At 70.3% G+C, this 24,259-nt stretch carries 11 protein-coding genes and 3 rRNA genes; 9 read left to right on the plus strand and 5 right to left on the minus strand.

The annotated features are described in order from the left end of the window. Positions 1-53: 53 nt before the first annotated feature. Both BJ968_RS12030 and BJ968_RS12035 read left to right on the plus strand, forming a co-directional pair. A complete protein-coding gene (locus BJ968_RS12030; protein ID WP_179752134.1) occupies positions 54-1,355 on the plus strand; it encodes a multidrug effflux MFS transporter in 1,302 nt (433 codons plus the stop codon). After that, the gene (locus BJ968_RS12035) at positions 1,352-3,331 is read left to right on the plus strand and encodes a M13 family metallopeptidase (protein WP_218885014.1); all 1,980 of its coding nucleotides are present in this window, start codon (positions 1,352-1,354) and stop codon (positions 3,329-3,331) included. Before BJ968_RS12030 ends, BJ968_RS12035 begins: the two co-directional genes overlap by 4 nt. Before the next feature lie 13 nt (positions 3,332-3,344). Here the strand turns inward: BJ968_RS12035 and BJ968_RS12040 are convergent, their stop codons facing one another. Continuing rightward, positions 3,345-4,913: a GGDEF domain-containing protein gene (locus BJ968_RS12040; RefSeq protein WP_179752136.1), complete on the minus strand. Its 1,569-nt coding sequence runs from the start codon at positions 4,911-4,913 to the stop codon at positions 3,345-3,347. A gap of 28 nt (positions 4,914-4,941) precedes the next feature. Beyond that, positions 4,942-7,584, minus strand: coding sequence for an MGH1-like glycoside hydrolase domain-containing protein (locus BJ968_RS12045; protein WP_179756604.1), 2,643 nt, complete (start codon positions 7,582-7,584; stop codon positions 4,942-4,944). 640 nt (positions 7,585-8,224) lie between these two features. On the opposite strand from BJ968_RS12045, the gene BJ968_RS12050 reads away from it, so the two are divergent. The 3 genes from BJ968_RS12050 (at position 8,225) to rrf (ending at position 13,847) form a co-directional block, all read left to right on the plus strand. Then, a 16S ribosomal RNA gene (locus tag BJ968_RS12050) occupies positions 8,225-9,742 on the plus strand. 595 nt (positions 9,743-10,337) lie between these two features. Next, a 23S ribosomal RNA gene (locus BJ968_RS12055) occupies positions 10,338-13,507 on the plus strand. A gap of 223 nt (positions 13,508-13,730) precedes the next feature. Then, positions 13,731-13,847 (plus strand): 5S ribosomal RNA (rrf, locus tag BJ968_RS12060). The 16S, 23S and 5S rRNA genes sit together here, the layout of an rRNA operon. Positions 13,848-13,995: 148 nt before the next feature. Here rrf and BJ968_RS12065 read toward each other — a convergent pair. Beyond that, complete coding sequence (locus BJ968_RS12065; protein ID WP_246315248.1) at positions 13,996-15,045, minus strand: LLM class flavin-dependent oxidoreductase; 1,050 nt, start codon at positions 15,043-15,045, stop codon at positions 13,996-13,998. A gap of 491 nt (positions 15,046-15,536) precedes the next feature. Here BJ968_RS12065 and BJ968_RS12070 point away from each other — a divergent pair, with 491 nt between their 5' ends. Beyond that, positions 15,537-16,577, plus strand: a complete 1,041-nt coding sequence (locus BJ968_RS12070) for an ADP-ribosylglycohydrolase family protein (RefSeq protein ID WP_179752140.1) — start codon at positions 15,537-15,539, stop codon at positions 16,575-16,577. Here BJ968_RS12070 and BJ968_RS12075 read toward each other — a convergent pair. Then, positions 16,570-17,925 (minus strand): family 4 glycosyl hydrolase, encoded by a 1,356-nt coding sequence (locus BJ968_RS12075; RefSeq protein ID WP_179752142.1) that lies wholly within the window; start codon positions 17,923-17,925, stop codon positions 16,570-16,572. The two genes, BJ968_RS12070 and BJ968_RS12075, sit on opposite strands and share 8 nt — an antisense overlap. 196 nt (positions 17,926-18,121) lie before the next feature. Between BJ968_RS12075 and BJ968_RS12080 the strand changes: the two genes are divergently transcribed. Continuing rightward, entirely contained in the window at positions 18,122-18,847 is a 726-nt protein-coding gene (locus tag BJ968_RS12080) for a PfkB family carbohydrate kinase (RefSeq protein WP_179752144.1), read from the plus strand. A 52-nt stretch (positions 18,848-18,899) separates the two neighbouring features. Here the strand turns inward: BJ968_RS12080 and BJ968_RS12085 are convergent, their stop codons facing one another. Then, a complete protein-coding gene (locus BJ968_RS12085) occupies positions 18,900-21,065 on the minus strand; it encodes a glutamine synthetase III family protein (RefSeq protein ID WP_179752146.1) in 2,166 nt (721 codons plus the stop codon). A 237-nt stretch (positions 21,066-21,302) separates the two neighbouring features. Here BJ968_RS12085 and BJ968_RS12090 point away from each other — a divergent pair, with 237 nt between their 5' ends. After that, positions 21,303-22,229: a DUF808 family protein gene (locus tag BJ968_RS12090; protein ID WP_179752148.1), complete on the plus strand. Its 927-nt coding sequence runs from the start codon at positions 21,303-21,305 to the stop codon at positions 22,227-22,229. Between the two features lie 37 nt (positions 22,230-22,266). After that, a complete protein-coding gene (locus BJ968_RS12095) occupies positions 22,267-24,180 on the plus strand; it encodes a glycogen debranching N-terminal domain-containing protein (RefSeq protein WP_179752150.1) in 1,914 nt (637 codons plus the stop codon). The last annotated feature ends 79 nt before the right edge of the window (positions 24,181-24,259 follow it).

Here is a 24,259-nt window from a genome sequence, read left to right on the forward strand (position 1 = left end):
CCGTCCAGCGCCGTGCGGAGCACCACCGCGACGCCCCCGAGGACCCACTGCGCATGACCGCGCCCCCCACCCAGCGCTCCGCCCGCGCCACCGCCGCCCGCGCCACCCCCCGCACCCCCTCGACGGTCGGTCTCGTCGTCCTGCTCGGCGCCATGGCCGCGCTCGGCGCCGTGACGATCGACCTCTACCTGCCCTCCCTGCCGCAGGTCGCGGTCGACCTGAGCACCACCGAGGCCCGCACCCAGCTGACGATCACCGGCGTCCTCGTGGGCGCCGGCTTCGGCCAGCTCGTCGTCGGCCCGCTCTCGGACGCCTTCGGGCGCCGCAAGCCGGCCGCCGTCGGGTTCTCCGTCTACGTCGTCGCCACCCTGCTGTGCGCGATCGCCCCGAACCTGCCCACCCTCGTCGCCTTCCGCGTCCTGTCCGGGATCGGCGCCTCGGCCGGGGCCGTCGTCGGCATGGCCGTCATCCGCGACCTGTTCACCGGTCCCGCCGCGGCTCGGCTGCAGTCCCGCCTCGTGCTCGTCATCGGGGTCGCGCCCCTGTTCGCGCCCACCGTCGGCGGCGCCATCGCCGCGCACACCGGCTGGCGGCCCGTCCTGGCGCTGCTCGCCGTCGCAGGCCTCGGCGTCCTGGTCGCCGTGTGGCGCCGGCTGCCCGAGACCCGGCCCGAGCTCACCGACACCGCCGCCCAGGCGCGCGCCGAGCCCGAGCGCGCCCCCGTCACCCCGCCGCGGCCGGGCCGGGTGCTGCGCACCTTCACCGGCTACGGCGCCCTGCTGCGCGACGGCCGGTTCCTGGCCTTCGCGGCCATGCCGGGCCTGGCGCTGGCGACGATCATGGCCTACGTCTCGACGTCGGTGTTCGTCCTGCAGGACGGCTTCGGCCTCAGCGGGACCGGCTTCGCCGTCTACTTCGCGATCAACGGCACCGCCCTCGTCGGCGGCACCCAGCTCAACGCGGCCCTCGTGGAGCGTTTCGGCTCCGCCCGCCTGCTGCGGGTCGGGGTCGTGGCCGCCCTCGTCTTCGGGCTGGCCCTGGCGGCCGCGCTGCTGGCCCGCACCGACCAGCTGGTCCTGTTCGCCGCCCCGCTGTACCTGCTGCTGCTCGCCCTGGGCCTGATCATGCCCAACGCGGTGACGCTGGCCCTGGAGCCCTACGGCGACAGCGCCGGTGCGGCCGCGGCGCTGGTGACCGCGCTGCAGTCCGGCGTCGGTGGCCTGGTGGGCGTCCTCGTGGGGCTCCTCGGCGGCGACGAGCACGCCATGGGCGTCGTCGTGGGCGCCGCGGTCGTGCTCAACGTGGTCCTCCTCCTCTCGGTCTCGCGGAAGATCAGGCCTAGGGTGGCCGCATGAGCTCGATCACGGACGCCCAGCCCGCGGGCAGCGACGTCGACCCGTCGACCCGTCCCCAGGACGACCTCTTCCGGCACGTCAACGGCCGGTGGCTCGCCACGACCGAGATCCCCGCCGACCGCGCCGTCGACGGCGCCTTCATCCGGCTGCGGGACCAGTCCGAGGCCGAGTGCCGCACCATCGTCGAGGCCGCCGCGGCCGCCGCCGCCCGGGGCGAGGCCGCCCCCGGCACGGTCCGGCAGAAGATCGGCGACCTGTACGCCAGCTTCATGGACACCGACCGGATCGAGGCCCTCGGCGCCACCCCGCTGGACCCCGAGCTGGCCGCCGTCGACGCCGTCACCGACCACGCCGGGCTCGTGCGCCAGCTCGGCGCCTTCGAGCGCTCCGGCGTCGGCGGCCCCTTCGCCTACTGGGTCGACACCGACAACGCCAAGTCCGACGAGTACGTCGTGTACGTCACCCAGGCCGGCCTGGGCCTGCCCGACGAGTCGTACTACCGCGAGGAGCAGTACGCCGCGGTCCGCGAGGCCTACGTGGGCCACGTCGAGCGCATCCTCGCCCTGGGCCACCGCGAGGACCCGGCCGGTTCGGCCCGGCGCGTCCTGGAGCTGGAGACGGCGCTCGCGGCCCACCACTGGGACCGCGTGCGGAACCGCGACGCCAACGCGACGTACAACAAGGTGGACCGCGCGGGCCTGGAGGCCCTGCTGCCCGGCATCGACCTCGCGGCCTGGCTGGAGGCGGCCGAGCTGCCCGGCTCCGCCTTCGCCCACGTCGTCGTGCGCCAGCCCAGCTACCTGACGGGCATGGCCGAGGTGCTGCTCTCGACCCCCGTGCAGACGTGGAAGGAGTGGCTGGGCTGGCGCGTCCTGCACCAGGGCGCCGCGTTCCTGTCCGCCGACTTCGTCGAGGAGAACTTCGCCTTCTACGGCACGACCCTGACCGGCGCCCCGCAGCTGCGCGAGCGCTGGAAGCGCGGGGTCGGGCTCGTCGAGGGCAACCTCGGCGAGGCCCTGGGCGAGCTGTACGTCGCCGAGCACTTCCCCCCGGCCGCCAAGGCCCGCATGACCGAGCTCGTCGCCAACCTCGTCGAGGCCTACCGCCAGGACATCGAGGCGCTGGACTGGATGACGCGCGAGACCAAGGACCGCGCGCTGGAGAAGCTCGGGCAGTTCACGCCCAAGATCGGCCACCCCGACACCTGGCGCGACTACTCGGCCCTGACGATCGACCGCGAGGACCTGCTCGGCAACGTCCGCCGCGCCTTCGCCTTCGAGGTCGACCGCGAGCTGGCCAAGCTGGGGTCCCCCGTGGACCGCGACGAGTGGTTCATGACCCCGCAGACGGTCAACGCCTACTACAACCCGGGCATGAACGAGATCGTCTTCCCCGCGGCGATCCTGCGCCCGCCGTTCTTCTCCCTGGACGCCGACGACGCCGAGAACTACGGCGGCATCGGCGCCGTCATCGGGCACGAGATCGGCCACGGCTTCGACGACCAGGGCTCGAAGTACGACGGCCTGGGCAACCTCAACGACTGGTGGACCGACGCCGACCGCGCCGAGTTCGGCGAGCGCACGCAGGCGCTCGTCGCCCAGTACGACGCCCTCGAACCCCCCGAGACCCCCGGCAAGCACGTCAACGGCTCCCTCACGGTGGGGGAGAACATCGGTGACCTCGGTGGCCTGACCATCGCGCACAAGGCCTACGAGATCGCCCTCGGCGGCCGGGAGGCCCCCGTCGTGGACGGGCTCACGGGCAGCCAGCGGCTGTTCTTCGGGTGGGCGAAGGTGTGGTGCGGCAAGGTCCGCCCGGCCGAGGTGGAGCGCCGCCTGGCGATCGACCCGCACTCCCCGCCGGAGTTCCGCTGCAACGCGGTCGTGCGCAACCTCGACGAGTTCCACGACGCGTTCGGCACCGCCCCCGGCGACGGGCTGTGGCTGGATCCGGCCGAGCGCGTCCGCATCTGGTGACCGCCCCCGCGGCTCAGTCGGCGAGCGCCACCTGGTCGCGACCGCCCTCCTTGGCCTCGTAGAGGGCCCGGTCGGCGGCGAGCAGGAGCTCGTCCGGGGTGCCCCCGTGGTCGGGGGCGGTGGCGACCCCGGCGCTGACGGTGACGCGCAGCTCCTCGACCTCCACGCGCACCGCGGCGCACGCCACCCGCAGCTCCTCGGCCCGCGCCCGGGCGGCGCGGGCGTCGACGCGGGGCAGGAGGACGACGAACTCCTCCCCGCCGTAGCGGACGACGTCCTCGGGCCGGGCGTGCGCGGCCAGCGCCCGCGCCACCTCGACGAGGACCTCGTCGCCGACGGCGTGGCCGTGGGTGTCGTTGACGGCCTTGAAGTGGTCGACGTCGAGCAGCACGAGCGACAGCGGCTCCCCGGTGGCGGCGGAGGCGGCGAGCCGGGTCCGCAGGTCGTCGACGAAGCGGCGCCGGTTGCGCAGGCCCGTGAGCGGGTCGCGGGCGGCCTCCTCGGCCAGCTCGGTGCGCAGCGCCTCGATGGTGACCAGCTGCGCGCGCAGCTGCGCGTTGGCGCGTTCGAGGTCCCGCGCGGCCCGGAGCTGGTCGGTGACGTCGCGGGCCACGACGACCCGCCCGAGGTGCCGTCCCCGCTCGTCGCGCAGCCGGCGGGTGCGCACGTCGACGTCGGTCCCGCCGGGCAGCCGGACGACGACCTCGGCCTCGCCGTCGCCGACGGCCCGCACGAGCGCGGGGTCGGCGGAGCGGGCGAACGGCTCGCCCACGACGTCCCCGCCCCGGCGCAGGAGCCGGCGGCCGGCGGGGTTGACGTCGACGAGCCGTTCGCGGGCGTCGAGCACGAACACGGCGTCCGCGACGGTCTCGACGACGAGGGACCGGGCGACGGGCACGAGCCGCAGCAGGTCCTGCTGGAGCACGGCGTAGGCGAACAGGACGCCCGTGGCGGCGAAGGCCAGCGGCGTCACGTCGACCTCGACGACGTCGCCGAGGAACACGACGGCGAGGTTGGCGGCGAAGGGGACGGCGATCGCGGCGAGCATGGTGGTGGCCTGCCGCCGCAGCAGGTCGCGGGTGCCGCGGCGCAGCTGCCAGACGGTGGAGGCGGCGCCGAGGACGACGGCGTAGCTGTACGCGGTGTGGACCCAGAACAGCGGCCCGGCGCTGACGACGCGCCGCTCGGGGTCGCCGACGTGCTCGACGGTGGCGTGGAACCAGTGCGTCCAGGGGTCGACGAGCACCGCGACCAGCAGCAGCGCCGGTTCGACGCACAGGGCCAGGGTGCGGCCCCGGCGGGCCGCGCGTCCGCTGGCGGCGTCGACGAACAGGCGCAGCGCGAGCACGGTGACGCCGACGCCGAGGAACTGCGGCACGACCAGCAGGTCCAGCCACGGCCGGGGCACGCCGGCGTTGAGCAGCACGACCGCGAGCGCCCACACCGTGACGGCGGCCAGCGCCAGGGTGAGCGGCACGGCGGCGGGGGTGTCCCGGCGCCGCCGGAAGGTCAGGACGCCCGTGGCCGCGGTGATCGCCGCGGCCACGGCGATGAGCAGCGCGAGCGGTGCCGTCGACGTCATCGACGCCTCCGGCCCCCCGCCGGTCCCCTCATCGTCCCGGCGGTGTCAGCGGCAGCCGGGGGTGCAGCAGGTGCGCGACGAGGGCGGTCCAGCCGGTCTGGTGGGTGGCCCCCAGGCCTTCGCCGGTGTCGCCGTCGAAGTACTCGTTGAACGTGATGTGGTCGCGCCACAGCGGGTCGTCGGTGGCCTCGATGCGCTGCCCGTCGGCGGGGCGGCGGCCATCGACGGGGCGGAAGAGGTTGACCAGGCTGTTGTCGATGAGGTCGGCGGCCTGGACGAGGTTGATGCGCCGCCCGGAGCCGCGGGGGACCTCGATGGTCAGGTCGTCGCCGAAGAAGCGGCCCAGCGTCCGCAGCTTGTCGGCGACCAGGACGTTGACGGGGAACCAGATCGGCCCGCGCCAGTTGGAGTTGCCGCCGAACATCCCGGTGTGCGACTCGCCGGGCTCGTAGACGAGCGAGAAGCTCTGCCCCTGCACCGACGTCCAGACCTCCTCCTTGACCGCGGCCGACAGCGACCGCAGGCCGTAGGGGGACAGGAACTGGTCGGGGTCGAAGGCGCGTTCGAGCAGCCGCACGAGGCGGGGCCGGTCGACGAGCGAGAGGAGCATCTGCCGGCCCTCGGGGGTGGAGCGCGTCAGCAGCGGCAGGGTCAGGTCGGGGCGGCGCTTCTGCAGCCAGCGCAGCCGGGCCGTGAGGTCGGGGGTCTCCTCGGCGATCCAGGACGGCACGTCGGTGGCGCCGAGGATGGGCAGGAGGCCGACCATGGACGGCACGCGCATGGGTTCGGCGGTGCCGTCGGGGTGCAGCAGGACGTCGTAGAAGAAGCCGTCCTCCTCGTCCCACAGGCTGGTGTCGGTGGCGCCGAAGCTGGTCAGGGCCTGGGCGATGGACAGGAAGTGCTCGAGGAACTTCGTCGCGGCGTCCTCCCAGGCGGGGTCGTGCCGCGACAGCTCCAGGGCGATCTTGAACATCTGCTGGCAGTAGAAGGCCATCCAGCTGGTGGCGTCGGACTGCTCGAGCCGGTACCCGGGCGGCAGCTCGGCGGAGCGGTCGAACAGGCCGATGTTGTCCATGCCCAGGAAGCCGCCCTCGAAGAGGTTGGACCCGCTGGCGTCCTTGCGGTTGACCCACCAGGAGAAGTTCAGCAGCAGCTTGGTGAAGACGCGGACGAGGAAGCCCTGGTCCCGGTAGCCGTCGAGGCGGTAGACGTGCCAGGCGGCCCAGGCGTGGACGGGAGGGTTGACGTCGCCGAAGGCCCACTCGTAGGCGGGCAGCTGCCCGTTGGGGTGCATGGACCACTCGCGGCACATGAGGACGAGCTGTTCCTTGGCGAAGTCGGGGTCGACGTGGGCCAGGGGGATGGCGTGGAAGGCGAGGTCCCAGGCGGCGAACCAGGGGTACTCCCACTCGTCGGGCATGGAGATGACGTCGGCCAGGGACAGGTGCGTCCAGGCGACGTTGCGGGCGCCGCGGGCCTTGCGCGACTCGGGGGCCGGTTCGGTCTCGGGGTCGCCGCCGAGCCACTGGCGGACGTCGTAGCGGTAGAGCTGCTTGGTCCACAGCAGTCCCGCGTAGGCGCGCCGGGCGATGTGCCGGTCGGAGTCGGACAGGGCGGGGTGGATGACGTGGTCGTAGAACTCGTCGGCCTCGGCCTGCCGGTCGCGCAGGACGGCGTCGTACCCGGGCCCGAAGGTGCTGCGGCCGGGGGCGTGGGGCGACAGGCGCAGGCGGACCTGGACGGTCTCCCCGGGGGCGACGGAGTCGAAGGAGTACCAGAAGGCGGCCTTGGTGCCCTCGCGGCGGGGGTTCACGGCGGTGGTGTCCCCGTGCACGATGCGCCGGTCGATGCCGTCCTTGGTGAAGGCGGTGGGGTTGGAGGCGGCTCCGAAGAGCTCCACGAGGTTGGTCTCGTTCTCGCAGAACAGCACCTCGGGCGAGCCCTCGGCGCTGACGTGGTACCGCCCGAGGTGGCCGTGCTCGCACTCGACGTCCTCGAGGCCGCCGACGGCGAGCGTGGGGGGCAGGACCTGCGTCATGGTGCCGCGGCGGCGGTCCCAGCCCCAGGCCCAGGTGTTGCGGAACCAGACCTGCGGGACGAGGTCCAGGGGGGCGGGGTCGGGTCCGTGGTTGGTCGCCGAGACGACCATGCACAGGTCGTCGGGCCCGGCCTTGGCGTAGGTGACCTCGACGTCGAAGAAGCGGTTCTCGTCGAGGACCCCGGTGTCCCCGAGCTCGTACTCGCGCTCGTCGCGCCCGCGGCGGGCGTTCTCCTCGCGCAGCTGCGCGTAGGGGAACTCGGCCTGCGGGTAGCGGTAGAGCCACTTCATCCAGGAGTGGCTGGGGGTGCCGTCCACGGCCCACCAGTACTCCTTGGCGTCCTCGCCGTGGTTGCCCTCGCCGTTGGTGAGGCCGAAGAGGCGTTCCTTGAGGAAGGGGTCCTTGCGGTTCCACAGGGCGACGCCGAGGTTGAGGAAGCCGAAGCGGTCGCAGACGGCCCCCAGGCCGTCCTCGCCCCAGCGGTAGGCCCGGGAGCGCGCCTGGTCGAAGGGGAAGGCGGTCCAGGCGTCACCGGTGGGGGTGTAGTCCTCCCGGACGGTGCCCCACTGCCGGCCGGAGACGTAGGGCCCCCACAGGCGCCAGGGACCGTCGGCCCCGGGGGACTCGGCCATCCGCGCGTGCTCGGCGCTGCGGTGCCCCGCGTGCTGGTCGGTGGTGCGGTCGGGCGCCGGCTCGTGGGACTCAGTGGCCTCGGTCACCTCACCAGTCTCCCAAGAGACCCCCAGACGTCGAGTCGTAGGTGATCAGGAGGGACTGATCCGTTGCAGCGCAACAGGTCGCCCGTTCGGGGGGTCGGCGATTTGCCTCCTCGTCGCCTCCCCGTCTAATGTTCTTCATGTCGCCGGGAGCAACGGGGCGGACGCCGAGGGTCACAAGCCGGAGGGTCCGACACGGGGCTGGCGACACCGGAAGCCTCGATCGGGGCTGGGTTGCAGTTTGGCCTGGTGTCTGGTTAAGGTGGGAAAGTTGCCCCTCTTCCGCTGGCCCTCGTCTGGGGGTCGGGTCGGGGTGGGTGCGTCCGGTTCTTGAGAACTCAACAGTGTGCCATAAATGTTGATGCCAATGCATTAACCCCCAATGGTTCTCGCTCCTGTGTGGGTGGGGATCGGGGATTCCTTTGGGATTGACCTCCGCCTCTTTCACGCCAGTGGGGGGTGGAGTTTCGAGTCCAAGGGTCGACTATGAAGTGAAATGATCTACGTGGCTGCTTGGCTGGTCTTCGGGCCGGTTTGGGTGGTTGCGGATGGTTTTTCGACGGAGAGTTTGATCCTGGCTCAGGACGAACGCTGGCGGCGTGCTTAACACATGCAAGTCGAACGGTGAACCCCTTCGGGGGGGATCAGTGGCGAACGGGTGAGTAACACGTGAGCAACCTGCCCCTGGCTCTGGGACAACCACTGGAAACGGTGGCTAATACCGGATACGACCTGCCTCGGCATCGAGTGCGGGTGGAAAGTTTTTCGGCTGGGGATGGGCTCGCGGCCTATCAGCTTGTTGGTGGGGTAATGGCCTACCAAGGCGACGACGGGTAGCCGGCCTGAGAGGGCGACCGGCCACACTGGGACTGAGACACGGCCCAGACTCCTACGGGAGGCAGCAGTGGGGAATATTGCACAATGGGCGAAAGCCTGATGCAGCGACGCCGCGTGAGGGATGACGGCCTTCGGGTTGTAAACCTCTTTCAGCTCCGAAGAAGCGCAAGTGACGGTAGGAGCAGAAGAAGCACCGGCTAACTACGTGCCAGCAGCCGCGGTAATACGTAGGGTGCAAGCGTTGTCCGGAATTATTGGGCGTAAAGAGCTCGTAGGCGGTGTGTCGCGTCTGCTGTGAAAACTCAGGGCTCAACTCTGAGCTTGCAGTGGGTACGGGCACACTTGAGTGCTGTAGGGGAGACTGGAATTCCTGGTGTAGCGGTGAAATGCGCAGATATCAGGAGGAACACCGGTGGCGAAGGCGGGTCTCTGGGCAGTTACTGACGCTGAGGAGCGAAAGCATGGGGAGCGAACAGGATTAGATACCCTGGTAGTCCATGCCGTAAACGTTGGGCGCTAGGTGTGGGGTCCATTCCACGGATTCCGTGCCGCAGCTAACGCATTAAGCGCCCCGCCTGGGGAGTACGGCCGCAAGGCTAAAACTCAAAGGAATTGACGGGGGCCCGCACAAGCGGCGGAGCATGCGGATTAATTCGATGCAACGCGAAGAACCTTACCAAGGCTTGACATGCGCGGTGGAATCCCAGAGATGGGGTGTCATTTAGTTGGTCGCGTACAGGTGGTGCATGGTTGTCGTCAGCTCGTGTCGTGAGATGTTGGGTTAAGTCCCGCAACGAGCGCAACCCTCGTTCCATGTTGCCAGCACTTCGGGTGGGGACTCATGGGAGACTGCCGGGGTCAACTCGGAGGAAGGTGGGGATGACGTCAAATCATCATGCCCCTTATGTCTTGGGCTTCACGCATGCTACAATGGCCAGTACAGAGGGCTGCGATACCGTGAGGTGGAGCGAATCCCAAAAAGCTGGTCTCAGTTCGGATCGGGGTCTGCAACTCGACCCCGTGAAGTCGGAGTCGCTAGTAATCGCAGATCAGCAACGCTGCGGTGAATACGTTCCCGGGCCTTGTACACACCGCCCGTCACGTCATGAAAGTCGGTAACACCCGAAGCCGGTGGCCCAACCCGTCAGGGGGGGAGCTGTCGAAGGTGGGACTGGCGATTGGGACGAAGTCGTAACAAGGTAGCCGTACCGGAAGGTGCGGCTGGATCACCTCCTTTCTAAGGAGCATCAACCACACTCGCAGTACTTCACGCCGGCGTCGTCCGGGGTGGGGGCGGGTGTGGGTGGACCAGTTTCAGCCGGCATGTGTTCGGCGGCTGGTGCTCGAGGGTGGAACATCAACACGGTGCTCATCGACGCTTTCTCGTCTCAGTACTCCTCCTCATCGCTTGCGGTGGGTGGATGGAACAGACGGTGGGGGTTGAGGTGGGCACCTGGCGCACTGTTGGGTCCTGAGGGACCGGCCGGAAGGTCGTGAACTCTAGGTCTGGGCCTGTCCTGGCTTTGCACATCGGCTGTGGGTTCTCTTCGGGGGATGCGCGGTGTCTGGTGCGGGTCGTGTAGGGGTGGGTGTCGGGTTGTCTGTTGAGAACTGCACAGTGGACGCGAACATCTTTTGTAGTGGTGTTCGTCGAGTAGATCCTCTGATCTCAAACCTTTGCTCTGGGGTGACTCGGGGTGGGTTTGAGTGTCTTTGTGGTTTTTATGATTGTTTGCCTCTTGATCTGCGCATCGTTCGTCGCCGTTGGGACTTCGGTTCTGTCATCAGTGCCTTCGTGGTGTTGGTGGGTGTGGTGGTGGGTGGTGTGTGGTGGTCAAGTGTGTAAGGGCGCATGGTGGATGCCTTGGCATCAGGAGCCGATGAAGGACGTGGGAGCCTGCGTTAAGCCTCGGGGAGTTGGCAACCGAACGGTGATCCGAGGATGTCCGAATGGGGGAACCCGGCCGTCGTCATGGGCGGTCACCCGCACCTGAATGTATAGGGTGTGTGGAGGGAACGTGGGGAAGTGAAACATCTCAGTACCCACAGGAAGAGAAAACAACAGTGATTCCGTGAGTAGTGGCGAGCGAAAGCGGATGAGGCTAAACCGTTTCCGTGTGAGACCTGGTAGGGGTTGCGGTGGCGGGGTTGTGGGAGTGTTTCGGAGCCGGCTACCACCGGTTCGGGGAGTGAGAAAGTCGTGGTGTAGCCGAAGGGCCTGGGATGGTCCGGCGTAGTGGGTGAGACCCCCGTAGGTGAAACATCGCGGCCTCCCTGGGAGCGCCTCCCGAGTAGCACGGGGCTCGTGGAATCTCGTGTGAATCTGCCAGGACCACCTGGTAAGCCTAAATACTTCCTGATGACCGATAGCGGACAAGTACCGTGAGGGAATGGTGAAAAGCACCCCGGGAGGGGAGTGAAATAGTACCTGAAACCGTGTGCCTACAATCCGTCGGAGCAGGCTTGTACCTGTGACGGCGTGCCTTTTGAAGAATGAGCCTGCGAGTTAGTGGTGCGTGGCGAGGTTAACCCGGGTGGGGTAGCCGTAGCGAAAGCGAGTCCGAAGAGGGCGTTCTTAGTCGCGTGCTCTAGACCCGAAGCGGAGTGATCTACCCATGGCCAGGTTGAAGCGCGGGTAAGACCGCGTGGAGGACCGAACCCACCAGGGTTGAAAACCTGGGGGATGAGCTGTGGGTAGGGGTGAAAGGCCAATCAAACTCCGTGATAGCTGGTTCTCCCCGAAATGCATTTAGGTGCAGCGTCGCGTGTTTCTTGCCGGAGGTAGAGCTACTGGATGGCCGATGGGCCCCACCGGGTTACTGACGTCAGCCAAACTCCGAATGCCGGTAAGTGAGAGCGTGGCAGTGAGACTGCGGGGGATAAGCTTCGTAGTCGAGAGGGAAACAGCCCAGATCATCAGCTAAGGCCCCTAAGCGTGTGCTAAGTGGGAAAGGATGTGGAGTTGCGCAGACAACCAGGAGGTTGGCTTAGAAGCAGCCACCCTTGAAAGAGTGCGTAATAGCTCACTGGTCAAGTGATTCCGCGCCGACAATGTAGCGGGGCTCAAGTACACCGCCGAAGCTGTGGCACTCACATGTGAACCCCTCCAGTACGGATGACGGCATGTCTTCGGATGTGTGGTCTGGCCGGCTGGGGCAGGTGTGTGGGTGGGTAGGGGAGCGTCGTGTGTGGGGTGAAGCAGGGGGGTGACCCGTTGTGGACTGCACGCGAGTGAGAATGCAGGCATGAGTAGCGAATGACGGGTGAGAACCCCGTCCGCCGATTGACCAAGGGTTCCAGGGCCAGGTTCATCCGCCCTGGGTAAGTCGGGACCTAAGGCGAGGCCGACAGGCGTAGTCGATGGACAACGGGTTGATATTCCCGTACCGGTGTAGAACCGTCCATGGCGAGGCCGGGGATGCTAAGCACCCAAAGCCCCTCGTTGCCTTCGGGCGCGGGTGGGTGGAGCGTGTGGCCCGATCCGGTAGTAGTCAAGCGTATTAACAGGGGTGACGCAGGAGGGTAGCTTCCGCGTGGCGATGGTTGTCCACGTCCAAGGGTGTAGGGCGAGGTGTTGGCAAATCCGCACCTCTGACTTTGATGTCGGGCCTGAGACCTGATGGTGACCCCGTAGGGGGGAAGTAGGGTGATCCCATGCTGTCTAGAAAAGCCTCGGCGCGAGGTTCGAGCCGCCCGTACCCTAAACCGACTCAGGTGGTCAGGTAGAGAATACCGAGGCGTGCGAGTGAATCGTGGTTAAGGAACTCGGCAAAATGCCCCCGTAACTTCGGGAGAAGGGGGGCCTGAGGCGTGAAGTGACTTGCTCACTAGCGTTTGAGGGCCGCAGAGACCAGGGGGAAGCGACTGTTTACTAAAAACACAGGTCCGTGCGAAGTCGTAAGACGATGTATACGGACTGACGCCTGCCCGGTGCTGGAACGTTAAGGGGACCGGTTACCCACTCACGTGGGGACGCTGAGAACTTAAGCGCCAGTAAACGGCGGTGGTAACTATAACCATCCTAAGGTAGCGAAATTCCTTGTCGGGTAAGTTCCGACCTGCACGAATGGCGTAACGACTTCCCTGCTGTCTCAACCGCGAACTCGGCGAAATTGCACTACGAGTAAAGATGCTCGTTACGCGCAGCAGGACGGAAAGACCCCGGGACCTTCACTATAGCTTGGTATTGGTGTTCGGGACGGCTTGTGTAGGATAGGTGGGAGACTGTGAAGCGCTCACGCTAGTGGGTGTGGAGTCATCGTTGAAATACCACTCTGGTCGTTCTGGATGTCTAACTTCGGTCCGTGATCCGGATCAGGGACAGTGCCTGGTGGGTAGTTTAACTGGGGCGGTTGCCTCCTAAAGAGTAACGGAGGCGCCCAAAGGTTCCCTCAGCCTGGTTGGCAATCAGGTGTTGAGTGTAAGTGCACAAGGGAGCTTGACTGTGAGACAGACATGTCGAGCAGGGACGAAAGTCGGGACTAGTGATCCGGCCGTGGAGTGTGGAATCGCGGTCGCTCAACGGATAAAAGGTACCCCGGGGATAACAGGCTGATCTTGCCCAAGAGTCCATATCGACGGCATGGTTTGGCACCTCGATGTCGGCTCGTCGCATCCTGGGGCTGGAGTAGGTCCCAAGGGTTGGGCTGTTCGCCCATTAAAGCGGTACGCGAGCTGGGTTTAGAACGTCGTGAGACAGTTCGGTCCCTATCCGCTGCGCGCGTTGGAAACTTGAGAAGGGCTGTCCCTAGTACGAGAGGACCGGGACGGACGAACCTCTGGTGTGCCAGTTGTCCTGCCAAGGGCATGGCTGGTTGGCTACGTTCGGAAGGGATAACCGCTGAAGGCATCTAAGCGGGAAGCCTGCTTCGAGATGAGGTTTCCGTGCCCCTTGTGGGGTGGGAGGCTCCCTGGAGATGACGGGGTTGATAGGCCGGGTGTGGAAGCAACGACTAGCGAGTTGTGGAGCTGACCGGTACTAATAAGCCGATCACTTGTCTACCACGCACCAGCCACCATCAGGGCCAGTCGTAAGGATTGGTGTGGTGGGTGATGGTGTGGGTGGAGAGTGCAAACAATCTTGATGCTTTGATGAGCAGTTGCTGCTTGAGTGTTCGCGTCCATTGTGTGGTTCTCGGGAGAGAACCCGCCCACCGCCACTCGTGGTGCATGCGCAGGCGTGCTCGTGTGTGGTGGTGGGGTGGTTTGGATCCTGGCCTGTGTGGTCCGGTGGTCATAGCGGTGGGGAAACGCCCGGTCTCATTCCGAACCCGGAAGCTAAGCCCACCAGCGCCGATGGTACTGCTCGGGAGACTGGGTGGGAGAGTAGGTCACCGCCGGCCACTCACTCTTGTGGTGAGAAGCGTGTGGGGAGCAGCCCGAATGCGGGCCGCTCCCCACACGCGTTCGTGCGTCCACGCACGACGACGAAGAGGGCGGTACCCCGCATCGGGGTACCGCCCTCTTCGTCGTTCCCGGCCGTCTCGCCGCTCAGGCGGCGGGGGTCCACCCCAGGTGCGGCGCCACGTGCTCGGCGACCGCGCTCAGGACCCGGCGGTGCACCTCCAGCGAGCCTTCGGCCGGCAGCACGACGACCAGACCGTCGGTCTCCCCGACCGCTTCATCGGCCAGCAGTCGCTCGACGATGCCCTCGGGGTCCCCGCTGAGGACGGGGCTGTAGCGGACCGGGAAGGGGGAAGCCCCGCGCGGCCGCCCGTCGGACGTCATGCCGGAGGTGTAGCCCTCGATGAACTCTTGGTGGGCTTCGGCGTCGTGGTGGTCCAGGAAGGGCAGCACGATGCGCCCGGCGGAGACCCGCGCGTCTCGGCGGCCGGCGTGGCCGGCGTCCGCGAAGGCCTTGCGGTAGCTGCGGATCTGGCGGGCCTGCACGATGTCGAAGGCCTCCCCCGTCTCCTCGGTGTTGAGGGTGGAGACCTGCAGGTCGAACCCCTGCCGCCCGGTGCGGACCGCGGTGGACTCGCTGCCGGCCCCGTACCAGAGCCGGTCGACCAGACCCGGGGCGTGGGGAGTCATCGTCAGGTCCCCGCCGGCGGGGATGCCCATGTAGGGGGCTGCGGCCTGCGCGATCGGCTCACCGGCGAGCGCACGGCGGAGCACGTCGATGCGGTGCTGAGCCTCCCCGGCGAAACCCCGCTCGGAGGTGCCGTGCACGGGGTCGAGCGCGGCGGCCAGCGGGGGGATGCCGTTGCTGAGCCCGAGCTCGAGCCGTCCCCCGCTGAGGAGGTCGACGGTGGCGGCGTCCTCGGCCAGGCGCAGCGGGTCCTCGTAGCGCATGGGGATGACGCCGGTGCCCAGGGCGATGCGGGAGGTGACCTGGGACGCGGCGGCGAAGAACGTCATGGGGGAGGACAGGTACGGCTCGTGGTGGCGGACCCGCACCCACGCCGAGTCGTAGCCGAGGTCCTCGGCGTGCCGGACGAGCGACAGGCCGTCCCGCAGGGCTCCGCCGGGACCGTCCGAGCCACCCTCGGCGACGAAGGTGAGGAACCCCAGCTCGAGCCGCCGGCCAGCCGTCTGCATCACGCCTCCAAAGTGTTTGTACCTTAAACTATAGACCACTCCTCAGTGCCGTGCCACTGCACGGGGAGTGACGAGGCCCACGGAGCTGTGGAGGAGCGGCGAGCCGGACCCCGCCGGGCGGTTACGGTCCCCGCTGTGGAGTTCGGCGTCGCGAGCGAGGAGCTGGTCGCAGCCGCGGGAGTGCTCCGCTCCGACGCGGGACGGGTCTCGGGGACCGAGGCGCAGTGGTCGCGGGCCGCGGAGCAGGTACCCGGGTGGGCTGTCGGCCGTGCTCGTCGTGCGGCACAGGCCTTCTGCGACACGCTGGGCGCAGCCGCCCGGGACGCCGGGATCGGTCTGCACCGCCTCGGTGACCGCGTGGCGGCGGCCGCCGGCGAGTACGACTCGGTGGAGCAGCGGCTCGTGCCCGGCCCCCCGCGGCAGGACGCCAACCGGGTGGATTCAGCACCCCCTCGCTTGATGCCGTCGGGGGGTCCGCCGACACCCTCACCGTGAGTGAAGGAACGCAGGCCGGGCGCACCCCGCCGTTGGCGTCGTCCCCCGTGCGCGGTGCGCGCGTCCGCGGACTGCTGCACGGCCTGGCGGTCGGTGAGGTCCTCGGGGCCGGTGCCGCCCCCACGGGTGTCCTGACGCACGGGGTGGCGACGCAGCTCGCGTGCTTCACCGCGGCCGCGAGCATCCGCAGCTGCCTGCGGCACGCCGTGACGGGCTCCGCCGACGGCCGGGCCGACCTGCTCGAGGCCTACCGCCAGTGGGCCCGCGTGTGGAGCGCCGGGCGCGAACCCTCGGTGGCGTGGCTGGACGAGGTCCCGCTGCTCGCGCACGCGACCGGTGCGGCCGCGGACACCGTGCGAGGCCTCGCGACGGGCGGCGGCGGGACGCGGCGGGAGCCGGTCACGACGGCGGACGGCTGGCACGCCCTCGCCCGCGCCCTGCCGCTGGCGGCGCAGGTCGGCCGCGACGCGGCCGGTGCCGTCGAGGTGGCGGTGGACTCGGCCGCCCTCACCCACGGACCGCGCGCCTTCGCCCCCACCGCGCTGGCCGTCCTCGTGGCCGGCGCGGCCCTGCGCACCGGCGACCCGGTGCAGGCGGTCGCCGACGGCATCACCGCGGCGATCCTGCTCGGGGTCGACTTCGCCGCCGTGTCCGTCGCCGACGACGCCGTCCGGGCCGCACGGGAGGCTCCGGGTTCCCCCGTGGTGCTCCGGTCCGGGGCCCCGGACGGCAGCGCGGCCGCCGCGCTGTGGGGGGCCACCTACTGCCTGCTGAGCCACCCCGGGCGGACCACGGCCGCGCTCGCCCTCGCGGCGACCGCCCCGGACCCCGTCGCGGTCTCCTGCGTGACCGGTGCCCTGCTCGGGGCCGCCCACGGCGACGGCGCCCTCCCGCAGCCGGTGCTCACCCGGATCGACCTCGCGTACGTCGTCGACCGGCTCGCGCGCGACCTGGCCCGGGTGAACCGGGTGAACCCCGACGGCAGCCGGGAGGCGTCGTCCGACCCCGCGTGGCGGGCCCGGTACGGGATCAGCTGAAGACGGCCGCGACCTCGGGGATCGCGGCCACGTAGCCGTCGAGCAGTTCCCGGGCGACCTCGACGGAGTCGACCAGCGGGTGCAGCGCGAAGGCCCGCAGGGCCTCCGTCCGGTCGCCGTGGACGGCCGCGGCGATGGTGTGCCGCTCCACGGCCTTCACCTGCTGCATGAGGCCCAGCTGGTGCAGGTCGGGCGCCGCCGTCGACAAGGGGTGCACGCCGTTCGCGTCCACCGTCGCGGGGACCTCCACGACGGCGTCGTCGGGCAGCCCCGCGATCGTGCCGCCGTTGCGGACGTTGAGGATCATCGTCGAGCGCTCGTCCCGGCTGATCGCGGCCATCACCGCCAGCGCGACCCCCGCGTAGCCCTGCTGCGACGGGTCGAGCTCGGGCTGGTCCTGGTGGACGGGCGCGCCCTGCTCACCGCCCTTGGCCTCGGCCATGTAGCTGGCGCTGCGGGCGGTCACGGTCTCGCGCCACAACTGCGCGGCCCCGTCGCCGGCCGTCGCGAGCCGCTCCCAGAACTCGCCCTGCGTGGCGAGCAGGAACTCCCCGCGGGTCTGCTTCGCCGCCTTGATCGAGGCGACCGCCTCGCGCTGGGAGTAGTAGTAGTGGAGGTACTCGTTGGGGATGGAGCCGAGCGTGCGCAGCCAGTCGCGGCCGAACACGAGCCCCTCCTCCAGGGCGCCCAGCGCGGCGTCGTCGGCCAGCAGCCGCGGCAGGACGTCGGTGCCGTCGAACAGCACCCGGCGCATCCAGCCGAGGTGGTTCAGGCCCACGTAGTCCATCTGGACGCGCGTGTGGTCCAGGCCCAGCAGCCCCGCGACCCGCCGGCCGAGCCCCGAGGGGGTGTCGCAGATCCCCAGCACGCGGTCGCCCAGCACCGACTGCATCGCCTCGGTGATGATGCCCGCGGGGTTGGTGAAGTTCAGGAAGTGGGCGTCGGGGGCGAGCTCGCGCACCTGCCGCGCGACGTCGAGCATGAACGGGACGGTGCGCAGCGCGTAGGCCAGCCCCCCGGGTCCGGTCGTCTCCTGCCCCAGGACGCCGAGGTCGAGCGCGACCCGCTCGTCGCAGCACCGGCCGCGCAGGCCGCCGATGCGGACCGCGGCGAAGATGAACCGGCTGCCCTGCAGCGCCTCGGGCAGCACCGTCGTGGGGACGAGGCGGGGGGCGTCGGGGAAACCCTCGGCGAGCTGGCGCAGGATCCGCACCATGCCCTCGAGCCTCGTCGCGTCGACGTCGTGGAGGGCGACCTCGTCGACGCGGGGGCTGCCCGTGTCGCGCAGCAGCGCCTGGTAGACGTAGGGGGTGCGGAACCCCCCACCGCCGAGGATGCACAGCTTCACGTCCTGATCGCCTTCCCGCCGTCCTCGACCACCGCCCGGCGCCGCCCGCTCGGGATCACCTCCCGACCGTAACGGGCGGGCACGGACCCCGCCAGGGTCGGGCGCGGGACCCGCTCACGCCTGCGCACGTCCTGGCTCCCCGCGCGGGCCGACGGCACGATCGCCGCACCACCGGATGACGCGCGCAGGAGGGACCGTGGCGGACCTCGACGTCCTGCTCGGCGGCCGACTGTTCTGCGACCTGGTGTTCTCCGGTTCCTCCCTGCCGGAGCCGGGGGCGGAGGTGTTCGCCGACGCCTTCGTCCTGAGCCCCGGCGGCACGGCCGACCGGGCGACTGCGGTGACCGTCGCGGTCACCGACGAGCACGACCGCAGCTCCACCACCTACGAGGAGGCCGCCACCGAGGTCCCGCGGGAGTGGCCCGGGCAGCTGCCCACGGCCGCGACCTGCCACGTCGGCGTGGCCGGTGAGGTCCCCGGCTGGGTGGACGCGCTGCGCGCCGCGCGGACCGTGGTGTTCGGCGGTGTCGGCTGGGACGCGAGCCGCGAGTGGTCACCGGCCGTCCTGGACCGGCTGGCGCACGTCGACGTCTTCGTGCCCGACGAGGTCGAGGCCACCAGCTGCACGCGCACCGACGACGCCCTCGCGGCGGCGCGGGTGCTGGCCGAGCGGGTGGGCACCGTCGTCGTCACGCGCGGGGCCCGGGGCAGCCTGGCGGTCGACGGCTCCGGGGCGGTCGTCGAGGAACCCGCGCCGGTCGTGCCCGTCGTCGACCCCACGGGCGCCGGCGACGTGTTCGTGGCCGGGTTGATGACGGCCACCCGGCTGGGGTGGGGCCTGCGGGACCGGCGGAGGTGCTGCGGTTCCTGCAAGGGACCGCACCGCGGGAGGGGTACCGCGTCATCCACGACTGGGCGGTGACGGGGTGAGGACCGCGATCGCCGGGGTCCTCACCCCGCGGGCCGGGTGAGGGTCAGCGGATGAAGAGCATCTCCTGGTAGGTCGCCAGCGGCCACAGGTCGTCGGCCACGACGGTCTCGAGCTCGTCGGCCGCGGCGCGGACCGCGGTCATGGCCGGCAGGAGCACGTCGCGGGCGTACGCCGGGCCGTGCCCGGACGGCTCGAACGTCGCCGCCTTGAGGGCCGCCACCGCCTCGCGCAGCGCGGCGATCGGGGCGGAGGCCTGCTCCAGCAGCGTCGTGTCCGCCTCGACCCCGGCGGCCTTGAGCGCGGCCACGTTCTGCGCGAGCTGCGTCTGGTAGCGGATCGCGGCGGGCAGGATGCTCGTGGCGGCCATCTCGATCGCCAGCTTCGCCTCGACGGCGATGCTCATCTCGTACTGCTCGACGGCGATCTCGTAGCGGGAGTGCAGCTCCCGCTCGCTGAACACCCCGTACCGGCTGAACAGCTCGACCGCCTCGGGGGTGGTGAGCTCGGCCAGCGCGTCGACCGTCGTGCGCAGGTTCTTCAGCCCGCGCGCCTCGGCCTCGACCTTCCACTCGTCGGAGTAGCCGTCGCCGTTGAACACGGCGGCGCCGTGGTCGGTGATGATCTGCTCGAGGACCTTCTGGACGGCGTGGTGGAACTCGGCACCGTCGGCGAGGCGGGTCTCGAGCTCGGTGGCGATGTGGTCCAGCGCCTCGGTGACGATCGTGTTGATCGTGTAGACGGGCGAGGCGATCGACTGCATCGACCCCGGCGCGCGGAACTCGAAGCGGTTGCCCGTGAAGGCGAAGGGGCTCGTGCGGTTGCGGTCGCCCGGGTCGGTCGGCAGCACCGGGAGGGTGTCGACGCCGATCGTCATGGTGCCCTTCTCCTTCGAGGAGGTCGCACCGCCCTTGGCGACCTGGTCGAAGACGTCGGTGAGCTGGTCGCCGAGGAACATGGAGATGATGGCCGGCGGCGCCTCGTTCGCGCCGAGCCGGTGGTCGTTGGAGGCCGAGGCCACCGAGGCGCGCAGCAGCCCGCCGTACTTGTGGACCGCGCGGATGATGGCCGCGCAGAACACGAGGAACTGGGCGTTCTCGTGCGGGGTGTCGCCCGGCAGCAGCAGGTTGCCGACGGTGGAGGACCCGAACGAGAAGTTCACGTGCTTGCCCGAGCCGTTGACCCCGGCGAACGGCTTCTCGTGGAACAGCAGTTCCATGCCGTGCTCGCGGGCGACGCGCTTCATGGTGACCATGAGCAGCTGCTGGTGGTCGGCGGCGAGGTTGGAGCGCTCGAACATCGGCGCGATCTCGAACTGGCCGGGGGCGACCTCGTTGTGCCGGGTCTTGGCGGGGATGCCGACCTTGAACAGCTCGCGCTCGGCGTGGAGCATGAACGCCAGGACGCGGTCGGGGATGGCGCCGAAGTAGTGGTCGTCGAACTCCTGGCCCTTCGGCGGCGTGGCGCCGAACAGCGTGCGGCCGGCGTTGAGCAGGTCCGGGCGCGAGAGGAAGAAGTGCCGGTCGATGAGGAAGTACTCCTGCTCGGGGCCGGCGTAGGACACGATCGTGCCCGGGTCCTCGTGGCCGAACAGCTTCAGCACGCGCGCGGCCTGGGTGGCCATGGCCTGCTGGGACCGCAGCAGCGGCGTCTTGTGGTCGAGCGCCTCACCGGTCATCGAGACGAAGACCGTCGGGATGCACAGCGTCCTGCCGTTGGTGTTGTCCAGCACGTAGGCGGGGCTGGTGACGTCCCAGCCGGTGTACCCGCGGGCCTCGAAGGTGGAGCGCAGGCCGCCGTTGGGGAAGCTGGAGGCGTCCGGCTCGCCCTGGACGAGGGTCTTGCCGGCGAACTCGGCGATGGAGCCGCCGTCCTCGTCGGGCTCGAAGAAGCTGTCGTGCTTCTCGGCGCTGGAGTGCGTCAGCGGGTAGAAGACGTGCGCGTAGTGGGTCGCGCCCATCTCCAGCGCCCAGTCCTTCATGACCGAGGCCACGGTGTCGGCGACGGCGGGGTCGAGCGGCTTCTGCTGCTCGATGGTCGCCACGACCGACCGGTAGACGCCCTTCGGCAGCCGCTTGCGCATGACGGCCTTGCTGAAGACGTTCTGGCCGAAGACCTCGCCGGGGGCCTCCGTCGGTGTGAAGGTCGGGTGCGGGGCCTCGTAGGCGATGACCGCGTCGATCGCCTGCAGGCGTGCTGCGCTGCCGCTCATGTCGTCCTCCGGACTGTCGTCACGGGCGGACTCCCCGCCCGCACCCGTCCGCGACGGTAGGGGGGAGGACGACGCCGGGCGTTACGTGCCCGTTTCCGGGACGTTTCGCCTCCCGGGCGGGCCGGGTGGGGGTGGCGGTGGGGGACCGGGCCCGCGCCGGGGGGTGCCCGCGCTGCGGTCGTGCGAGCCTGTGAGGACACTGGATGCTCCGGTGACCCGATCGAGGAGGTACCCGCCGTGGCCGGTGGACTCGTGGCCCTGCTGGACGACGTGGCGCTCATCGCGCGGGCGGCGGCGGCGTCCGTGGACGACGTCGGGGCGGCCGCGGCGAAGGCGTCGGCCAAGGCCGCGGGCGTCGTCGTCGACGACACGGCCGTCACCCCGCAGTACGTGCGCGGGCTGACCCCGGACCGGGAGCTGCCGATCATCAAGCGCATCGCGATCGGCTCGCTGCGCAACAAGCTGCTGGTCATCCTCCCGGTGATCCTGGTGCTCAGCCAGTTCGCCGACTTCCTGCTGACCCCGCTGCTCATGCTCGGCGGCGCGTACCTGTCCTACGAGGGCGCCGAGAAGCTGTGGGGCAAGATCAGCGGTCACGGGCACGCCGCCGACGACGGGCCCAAGGACGAGAAGACGGTCGTGTCCGGCGCGGTCCGCACCGACCTCATCCTCTCCGCGGAGATCATGGTCATCTCCCTCAACGAGGTCGCCGACCAGCCGTTCTGGTCCCGCCTGGCCATCCTCGTCGTCGTCGGGGTCCTCATCACCGTCCTGGTGTACGGCGTCGTCGGGCTCATCGTGAAGATGGACGACGTCGGGCTGAAGCTGGCCGAACGTGGATCGGCCGCCCGGGTGCGGTTCGGCCGCGGCCTGGTCGCCTTCATGCCCAAGCTGCTGACGTTCCTCACCGTCGTGGGCACGGCCGCGATGCTCTGGGTCGGCGGCCACATCCTGCTCGTCGGCACCGACGACCTGGGCTTCCACCCGCTGTACGAGTTCGTCCACCACCTGGAGGAGTCCGCGCACGAGGCGGCCGGCGCGCTCGGCGGCGTCCTGGGCTGGCTCGTCAACACGCTGTGCAGCGCCGTCGTCGGCCTCGTCGTGGGGGCCGTCATCGTCGTGGTGATGACCCTGACGGTGCACCGCCGCCGCGCCGCGCACTGATCCCGGCGCCCGCCCCGGCCGGTGGTTGGATCGGCCCGTGGCCGATGACGTCCGTCCCCCGTGGCTGTCCGACCTCGTCTGCGCGGTGAGCGCACCCACCCAGGTGTGGTGCGGCCCGGACGGGGAGGTCGACGGCGCCCGCGGCGTCGAGGGCTTCTGGCACGGCGACGTGCGCGTGGTGCGGTCGGCGGTGCTGACGGTCGACGGCGAGCGCGTCACGACGGTGCTCCTCGCCCCCGACGGCGTGGCGGCGGTGTTCACGGCCGCCGTCCCCCGGCACGTGACCGGGCCCGTCCCCGACCCGGTGGTGCGCGTGGACCGGCGGCGGACCGTGGCGCCCGGCGTGGGGCGCGAGGAGGTCGTCGTGACCTCAGTGGCACCGGAGCCCCTGCGCTGCGTCGTGTCGGTGACCCTCACGAGCGACCTGGGGCCGATGGACGCCGTCCGCGGCGGGCGGCCCACGCCCGTCCTGGCACCGGGGGACGGGCCGGTGTGGAGCGGGGACGGGGTGCGCGCCGAGGTCGTCGCCCCCGGCGCGCGGGTCTGCGTCGCGGGGACCGAGGTGGTGCTCACCTGGGACGTCGACCTCGCGCCTGGCGCGTCCTGGCGCGGTTCCTGGGAGGTCCGCGCGCACGACGAGCGGGCCGTCGTCGTGGGTCCGGCCTCGCCCGCGGGGTGGGCGCAGCGGTGGAGCGTCGCGTGCCCCGACGTGCGGCTGGAACGCTGGGTGCAGCGGGCCCTGGCCGACCTGGAGGGTCTGCGGGCCGCGCACGCCGACCACCCTGACGACGTCTTCGTCGCCGCCGGCGCCCCGTGGTACCTGACGCTGTTCGGGCGCGACGCGCTGTGGACGGCCCGGATGCTGCTGCCCCTGGGCTGGGAGACGGCCGCCTCCACGCTGCGGGTCCTCGCCGCGTTCCAGGGGGTGCGCACGGACCCCGCGACCGCCGAGGAGCCCGGGAAGGTGCTGCACGAGGTGCGGCGCGGGACCGCCGAGCACGGCGGCGGGATGAGCCTGCCGCCGGTGTACTACGGCACGGTCGACGCGACGTCGCTGTGGGTGTGCCTGCTGCACGAGGCGTGGCGGGCGGGCATGCCGGACGCTGAGGTGGCCGGCCTGCTGCCGAACCTCGAGGCGGCCCTGGCCTGGCAGAGCGGGGTCGGCGAGGGGTTCCTGCGCTACGCCGACCCCACCGGCCGCGGGCTGGCGAACCAGGGCTGGAAGGACAGCGCCGACTCCGTGCAGTGGCACGCCGGTGGGCTGGCCGACCCGCCCGTCGCGCTGTGCGAGGTGCAGGCGTACGCGTACGAGGCGGCGCTCGCGGGGGCCGAGGTCCTGGAGCACTTCGGCCGGGACGCTACGGCGCACCGGGCGTGGGCGGCTCGCCTGCGCACCCGCTTCCGCGACCGGTTCTGGGTGCACCCCTCCGGCGGGCCGTCCCCGGCGAGCTTCCCCGCGATCGCCCTCGACGGTGCCGGGCGGGCGGTGGACTCGCTGACCTCCAACGTCGGCCACCTGCTGGGCACCGGGCTGCTGGACGCCGAGGAGGCCGCGGTCGTGGCGGCGCACCTGGCCTCACCGGAGATGTCGGCGGGTTTCGGGTTGCGGACGCTGTCCTCCCGGGCGGCGGGCTTCTCGCCGTTGAGCTACCACTGCGGGTCGGTGTGGGCGCACGACACGGCGATCGCGGTCACCGGCCTGGTGCGGGACGGGTTCGCCGACGCGGTGGTGCCGCTGGTCGAGGGGCTGCTCGCGGCGGCCGAGGCGTTCGGCTACCGGGTGCCGGAGCTGCACGCCGGCGACGCCCGCGACGAGGTCCCGGCACCCGTGCCGTACCCCGCCTCGTGCCGGCCGCAGGCGTGGTCGGCCGCGGCCGCGGTGGCCGTCGCCGCGGCGTGCGCGCAGGCGCCGGGGTCCGCGCTGCCGGCCGTCACCATCACCGCGCGCTGACGGCACGCGACCCACGGCGACGATCTCGCCCGGACGGGCGGGTCGGGCCGGGTCGTGTCCGAGGCGTCTGCGATGGTCG

Source organism: Kineococcus aurantiacus (assembly GCF_013409345.1).
Taxonomy (GTDB): Bacteria; Actinomycetota; Actinomycetes; order Actinomycetales; family Kineococcaceae; genus Kineococcus; species Kineococcus aurantiacus.

What these genes read in the sequence shown, in the direction of transcription:
- BJ968_RS12065 (WP_246315248.1), bottom strand. Translation starts at nt 15,045, where the DNA reads ATGCAGACGGCTGGCCGGCGGCTCGAGCTGGGGTTCCTCACCTTCGTC.
- BJ968_RS12035 (WP_218885014.1), top strand. Translation starts at nt 1,352, where the DNA reads ATGAGCTCGATCACGGACGCCCAGCCCGCGGGCAGCGACGTCGACCCG.
- BJ968_RS12030 (WP_179752134.1), top strand. Translation starts at nt 54, where the DNA reads ATGACCGCGCCCCCCACCCAGCGCTCCGCCCGCGCCACCGCCGCCCGC.
- BJ968_RS12045 (WP_179756604.1), bottom strand. Translation starts at nt 7,584, where the DNA reads ATGGCCGAGTCCCCCGGGGCCGACGGTCCCTGGCGCCTGTGGGGGCCC.
- BJ968_RS12040 (WP_179752136.1), bottom strand. Translation starts at nt 4,913, where the DNA reads ATGACGTCGACGGCACCGCTCGCGCTGCTCATCGCCGTGGCCGCGGCG.
- BJ968_RS12085 (WP_179752146.1), bottom strand. Translation starts at nt 21,065, where the DNA reads ATGAGCGGCAGCGCAGCACGCCTGCAGGCGATCGACGCGGTCATCGCC.